This window comes from Pseudoalteromonas sp. 19-MNA-CIBAN-0066, assembly GCF_040308705.1.
Lineage (GTDB): Bacteria > Pseudomonadota > Gammaproteobacteria > Enterobacterales > Alteromonadaceae > Pseudoalteromonas > Pseudoalteromonas nigrifaciens.
Genome location: NZ_JBEONZ010000069.1, coordinates 1 through 6,950 on the forward strand (window position 1 = coordinate 1; position 6,950 = coordinate 6,950).

4 protein-coding genes and 1 pseudogene are annotated in these 6,950 nt (G+C 41.8%); 1 reads left to right on the forward strand and 4 read right to left on the reverse strand.

Annotated features, from left to right (window positions below):
• Positions 1 to 71: 71 nt before the first annotated feature.
• Positions 72 to 221 (forward strand): annotated as a pseudogene (locus tag AAEZ18_RS18000) (HupE/UreJ family protein); the annotation flags it as partial.
• A 46-nt stretch (positions 222 to 267) separates the two neighbouring features.
• Here AAEZ18_RS18000 and AAEZ18_RS18005 read toward each other — a convergent pair.
• The 4 genes from AAEZ18_RS18005 to AAEZ18_RS18020 all read right to left on the reverse strand — a co-directional run bounded on the left by AAEZ18_RS18005 (position 268) and on the right by AAEZ18_RS18020 (position 6,774).
• Positions 268 to 903, reverse strand: a complete 636-nt coding sequence (locus AAEZ18_RS18005; RefSeq protein ID WP_350595447.1) for a TetR/AcrR family transcriptional regulator — start codon at positions 901 to 903, stop codon at positions 268 to 270.
• Between the two features lie 151 nt (positions 904 to 1,054).
• Positions 1,055 to 2,467, reverse strand: a complete 1,413-nt coding sequence (locus tag AAEZ18_RS18010; RefSeq protein WP_350595448.1) for an efflux transporter outer membrane subunit — start codon at positions 2,465 to 2,467, stop codon at positions 1,055 to 1,057.
• On the reverse strand, positions 2,467 to 5,598 hold the full coding sequence (locus AAEZ18_RS18015) for an efflux RND transporter permease subunit (protein ID WP_350595450.1): 3,132 nt from the start codon (positions 5,596 to 5,598) through the stop codon (positions 2,467 to 2,469). The genes AAEZ18_RS18010 and AAEZ18_RS18015 overlap by 1 nt, the downstream gene beginning before the upstream one ends.
• A gap of 12 nt (positions 5,599 to 5,610) precedes the next feature.
• Positions 5,611 to 6,774: an efflux RND transporter periplasmic adaptor subunit gene (locus AAEZ18_RS18020; RefSeq protein ID WP_350595452.1), complete on the reverse strand. Its 1,164-nt coding sequence runs from the start codon at positions 6,772 to 6,774 to the stop codon at positions 5,611 to 5,613.
• Between the last annotated feature and the right edge of the window lie 176 nt (positions 6,775 to 6,950).

A 6,950-nucleotide genomic window follows, 5' to 3' on the forward strand; every position in this document is an offset into this window, starting at 1 on the left:
CGCCTTTCACCACCACCTAAATTAACTCGCTTTGGCTCATTAGATTTAGATGGAGCACTTGGCGCTATTGGGTAGAAATTGGTCAGCTCAGTATTTTACTCGTAGCATTACCGGTGTTAATCTGCATAAGAGGCTATCAGTGGTATAAAAAATGGTTAATGCCGGTGGGCTCATTTACCATAGCACTGATTGCATTACAATGGTCAATCGAGCGGTTTTAACCTGTAACCGCTCTAATACCAATTTAGAGTACTTTTTATAGTGCTTTTACAGTACTTCGTCATGCGCTTCAAAAGGCATGAGTAGCGTTTTCATCGCAGGGCGAAGTGCTATTAATACCGTTTCTTCGGTGAGTTCTGGGTAGAGCATTTTTCGAAGAAATAAGCCCGCCATCATCGAAAAAATAACATTAATACGGCTATCGAGTTCTTGCTCTGAGTGTGATTTTAACAAGCTTCTATCGCTAATTAATAACTGTCTCATTCTATCGCGCGCTTGGGTATCAGCCTCGTGTAGTAACGTAGCCACTTTATTGTTTCTGGCCGCTTCTGCCATCATGTCTAAATCGATTACACACGCCCCGGTATCCATATGCCTTTGCACTCCTTTGTGCAAACTGCCTAAAAGTATTGTGAGGATATCGCCAGGCTGCTCTTCAAATTCTTGAAATATAGAAAACATTTCTTGCATATCTTGCTCAATAATACTCTCTATTATTGCTTCTTTACTTTCAAAGTAGTTATAGATATGGCCGGCACTCATACCCGCAGTTCTTGCAATTTCAGCCATGCCTGCCCCATGATAGCCTTTGCGACGAAAGCAGTCTGCTGCAGCATCTAGTACTTGTGTGCGCCGTGCTTCGACTAATGCAGGATCTGCATGTCTTTTACTTTTATGGGTCACTTACAACTCCACTATTTAACCTGTCTATTATAAAAACCAATTGCATCTAAATATTTAGTTACAGCAAATAAAGCGCTGTTAAATTAGAAGTATTATAAATTTAACATTCTAGTGATGGCCTATAGCAAAAGCTATAGACCATATAGACTACTTAATCTTGCACCGCTGGTGAGGTAATTTGCCAGCCGCCGCCAACTGCTTTGTATAAGTTAATTTTACTGGCAAGTAATGCTTGCTTACCCGTAATTAACTGCTGTTGGGCACTGTACCAAGTTCTTTGTGAATCAAGAACTTGCAAGTAACTGTCGGCACCTTTGTCGTAACGCGCTTGCGAAATATCAAAGGTTGCTTGACGGCTTTGCACTAACTGCTCAAGTGCGCTTAGCTGGGCGTTATAACCTTCTCTATCTGCAAGTACGTCAGCAACTTCACGAAACGCTTGCTGAATTTTTTGCTGATAGGTGGTAAGCGCTATTTGTTGCGCCGCTTTAGCAACATCTAAATTAGCTTGGTTACGGCCCATATTAAAAATAGGCAAATTAATAGTAGGTACAAAACTCCACGTACCCGAGCCACCATCAAATAAACCACTTAAGTCGCTTGATGCAGTACCCGCATTAGCGGTTAAACTAATACTTGGGTAAAACGCAGCACGCGCAATACCAATATTTGCATTAGCCGCTAACAACTGATGCTCAACCGCTTTAATATCAGGGCGTTGCGTGAGTAAATCAGACGGTAAACCAACTGGTACTTCTGGTAAGTCGAGTAAATGATTAAGTGACGCATTTGGCAGTAAATCACTGGCAACGCTATTACCTACTAGTAAATCAAGCGCATTTTTATCGCGTTTTAATAAACGCTTATACTTTGCTATATCAACTTTAGCTGTAGCAACCGTACTTTTAAGTTGCTCTAGGGTAATTGCTGATGCAGCACCTAAATCAAAACTTTGTTGAGTAAGTGATAACGACGACTGTTGCGACGTTAGGGTTTCCTCGGCCAGTGCTAATAGCTGCTGGTCGGTTGCATAGTTAAGCCAGGCATTAGCAAGCTCAGCAATAAGCGACACTTGCATACTGTATTGGCTCAGCTGCGTAGAGTATAAGGTTTGCAGTGCTTGCGCTGACTGATTGCGCACCTTGCCCCATATATCAAGCTCATACGAGGTAATACCTACGGTAGCACTGTACTGCGAATTAATACGCGGCTCACCAGTACTCGATAAATCACCCGGCAAGCGCTGACGCGATCCAGATCCATTTATATCAAGCGATGGAAATAATACCGAGTCTTCTATTTGATATAAGCCACGCACGCGCTGCACATTTAATGCAGCAATTTGTAAGTCTTTATTATGCTCAAGGCTCTGTGCAATTAACGCTTGCAGTTTTTCATCGTTAAAAAACTGTTGCCAATTTAGCTGCGGAGCTTGCGCTTGCTCTGCACCCGATGCATACGCATCAGGCACAGGTAAAGCTATTTCTTGTTGCTCTGGGGCAAGTTGGCACCCCGTTAATACAGCTAAAGTAAGTGCGTTTAAACCTAATGTTTTTAAGTTCATTATTCGCTCTCCTTCGTTGCTACTGCCGATTTACTTGAGAATGTTTTACGTACTAAAACAAAAAACAAAGGCACAAATAACACCACTAAGGTAGAGGCAGCTAATGTACCACCAATAATAGAGATACCCAGCGCATTTTGTGCACCCGACCCTGCGCTCGACGCAATAGCCAAAGGTACAACACCACAAATAAAGGCCAGCGAGGTCATTAATACTGGGCGTAAACGCAGTTTAACAGCAGCTATTGCAGCATCCACTAAGCTCAGGCCTTCTTCCATTTTATGAATAGCAAATTCAACTATTAATATCGCGTTTTTAGAAGCCAAACCTATGGTGGTTAACAAGCCTACTTGTAAGTAAATATCGTTTGATAAGTTACCAATTAATGCCGCCATAATCGCACCAAATATACCCAGTGGCACAATAATCATTACAGCAAATGGTACTGACCAACTTTCGTATAACGCAGCTAAACATAAAAATACAAACAACAGCGACAATCCATACAGTAAAGGCGCTTGCCCACCACTTGAGCGTTCTTGATAAGATATACCCGACCACTCAGAAGCAATACCGTTTGGCAATTGCTTAACTAAACGCTCCATTTCATCCATAGCCTGCCCTGTACTATAGCCAGGTGCTGCACTACCTTGAATTTCCATCGCAGAAAAACCATTGTAGCGCTCTAAGCGTGGTGAGCCGTAAGACCAGTGCGAACTAGCAAATGCTGCAAACGGCACCATATCGCCATTATTATTACGCACGTACCACTTATTTAAGTCCTCTGGCACCATGCGCGAATCAGCTTCGCCTTGCATGTATACCTTTTTCACGCGGCCGCGGTCAATAAAGTCATTGACATAGCGGCTACCCCATGCGGTAGACAAAGTACTATTTATATCGGTTTGAGTAACGCCCAATGCTTCCGCTTTTGCAAGGTCAATATCAAGTTGCAGCTCTGGCATGTCTTCTTGGCCATTTGGACGCACACCCGCTAAAACAGGGCTTTTGCTTGCCATACCCAACAACATATTACGTGCATTTAATAGCTCGTCATGGCCTAAGCCAACGCGGTCTTGTAAAAACATATTAAAGCCATTAGCTGTACCAAGTTCTACAATTGCCGGTGGTGGGAAAGCAAATACAAACGCTTCTTTTATGGTTGAAAAATACCCCATTCCTTTACCTGCTACTGCATTTACCGATAGGTCGTCACGTTGGCGCTCATCCCAATGCTTTAAGCTCACAAAACCAATTGCTGAGTTTTGCCCAGAACCGGCAAAACTAAAGCCTGTTACCGTAAAAATAGAACTTACGGCTTCTGCTTGGTCATTCAAATAATGGTTTTCTACTTTTTCAACTACACCTAACGTTTGCTCAATAGTAGAGCCTGCAGGCAACATTACTTGGTTAAATAATATACCTTGGTCTTCGTCTGGTAAAAAAGCGGTTGGTAAGCTTGAAAACACATACACCATGCCACCTACAAGCACACCATAAATAAGTAAGTAGCGCTTTGATTGGCTGATCATACGGCCAACAATACCTTGGGTACCACGGTTTGTTTTATCAAAACCACGGTTAAAGCCAGAGAAAAAACGCCCCATAAATGATGTTTTATCGTGTACATGACTTGGCTTAAGTAAGGTTGCACATAGTGCAGGCGTTAAAATAAGTGCCACTAATACCGACAAGCCCATTGCCGACACAATAGTAATAGAGAACTGACGATAAATAACACCGGTAGAGCCACTAAAAAACGCCATCGGAATAAATACTGCCGACAACACCATAGCAATACCTACCAATGCACCTTTAATTTCGTCCATCGATTTACGTGTTGCATCTAACGCCGACAGTTTTTCTTCTGTCATTAAGCGCTCTACGTTTTCTACTACAACAATCGCATCATCAACCAACAGGCCAATGGCAAGTACCATAGCAAACATAGTTAACGTATTGATTGAATAACCAAAGGTATACAAAATTGCAAACGTACCCAGTAGTACAACAGGTACTGCAATAGTAGGAATTAACGTTGCACGAAAGTTTTGTAAAAACAAATACATTACAACAAACACAAGTATCACAGCTTCAATTAACGTGTTTACTACTTTTTCAATCGACAAAGATACAAATGGTGTGGTGTCGTAAGGAATAACAACATCTAAACCTTCAGGAAAAAACGGTTTTAAGTCCTCTAATGCTTTTTTAACGCCCTCTGCGGTATCTAGTGCGTTAGCACCACTGGCAAGCTTTATACCAATACCCGCAGCCGGATCACCATTAAAACGTGCAACTACACCATAATTTTCACCGCCCAGTTCTACTCTAGCTACATCTTTTAGACGCACTACTGAGCCATCACTATTGGTTTTAACTAAAATGTTTTCAAACTGATCAGGTGTTTGCAAACGGCTTTGTGCCGTTATTGTCGCATTTAACTGCTGCCCTGCAATCGCAGGCATACCACCGAGTTGGCCGGCAGAAACCTGCGCATTTTGTGCAGTAATTGCCGCGCCAATATCGTTTGGCGTTAACTTAAAGTTTTGTAATTTTGCTGGATCTAACCAAATACGCATAGCGTACTGCGAGCCAAATAACTGCGCTTCACCTACACCATCAACACGAGAAACAATATCTTGCACGTTTGAGGCTACATAATCACCAATATCAATATTAGTCATGCTGCCATCTTTAGACACAAAACCTAATACTAATAAAAAGTTACGCGCCGCTTTGGCTACTACAACACCTTGGCGTTGTACTTCCTCTGGTAACAAGGGCGTTGCGGTTGCTAATTTGTTTTGTACTTGAACCTGAGCAATATCAGGGTCTGTATCAGCATTAAACGTTAATGTAAGCGTTGCTGAGCCACTCGACTCTGACGTTGACGACATATATAACAAGCCGTCTAGCCCTTTCATTTTTTGCTCAATAACTTGAGTTACAGAGTCTTCTAAGGTTTGCGCTGATGCACCTGGGTAATTTGCAGTAATACTAATCGCAGGCGGTGCAATAGAAGGATACTGTGCAATAGGTAAACTTTTAACTGCTAAAATACCCGCTAACATAACAATAATAGCGAGTACCCAAGCAAATATCGGTTTATCGATAAAATATCGTGACATTTAAACTCTCCGTTATTGCGCTTGAGTGGCTAAAGGTGTTGCTTCAGTGACAATCACTGGCGCGCCAGGACGTATTTTTTGTAAGCCTTCAACAATTAACTTATCACCAGCAGATAAACCTTTAGTCACTAACCAGTTCGAACCTATTGTTCTATCAACTTCTAGTACTCGGCTCTCTACTGTATTATTTTCACTTACCACCATAGCCGTTGGCTGGCCTTTGGTATTACGCGTTACACCACGCTGCGGAACCAAAACAGCATTTTCTTGAACCCCTTCAACAATAGATGCACGGGCATACATACCCGGTAAAAGTAGTTTCTCAGGGTTAGAAAATTTAGCTCGCAATGTTACCGAACCCGTACTTGGATTAACCGTTACTTCTGAAAACTGTAAGGTGCCCTTATGCGGATAAACCGAACCGTCTTCCATATAAAGCTCAACCTCGGTTTGAATATCTGCATCAACACTTAACGAGCCCGACGACAACGCTTTTTTAAGCTTGGTTAACTCATTACTCGATTGTGTTAAATCAACATAAATTGGATCAAGCTGCGTGACTGTTGCCAATGCCATTGCTTGATTAGCACTTACCAAAGCACCAACAGTCACACTCGATTTACTAATTTGACCACTAATAGGCGATGCCACATGGCTGTAATCTAAATTAATTTGTACAGCCTGTAATTGCGCTTTCGCAGTAAGTAACTCAGCCTTTGCCTGTTTAGCAGTTGCATCTGCTTCGTCAAAGTCTTGCTGACTTACAGCTTTAATTGCCAATAACTCTTTATAACGCGCAGCTTTTGATTTACTGCTGGCAATACTCGCCTCAGCACGGGCTACAGCTGCTTCACTTGCTGCAAGCTCAGCTTCAAAAATGGCTGGATTTATTTGATATAGCGCTTGTCCTTTTTCTACTTGCGTACCTTCTGTAAACAAACGAGATTGCACAATACCGCTAACTTGAGGACGAATTTCTGCTATTTGATATGCACTTACACGCCCTGGTAATTCTTGTTTAAGTGTAAGTGTTTGGCTTTTTATCGTAACTACACCTACTGGAGTGCCTTGAGAAGCAGTAGCTTTAGGTTGCTCAGCAGCCTGATCACAACCAGTTAAAACGACAGAACCAACGAGGGCCGAAAATACCAATAGCGCGATGCGGGAACGCTGCATATTAAATTACCTTTTAACTTGAATTTAAACTTTAGAATGAACGTTCATTCTAAATTATTTACATGCACTTTCCAATGCTAATTAAGAATTATTTTTAACTAACCTGAACTCTGGTTAAGAGATTTACTAACGTATTGAATCATAGTTATATTTAATTTTATTTTCTCTAGCCAGAG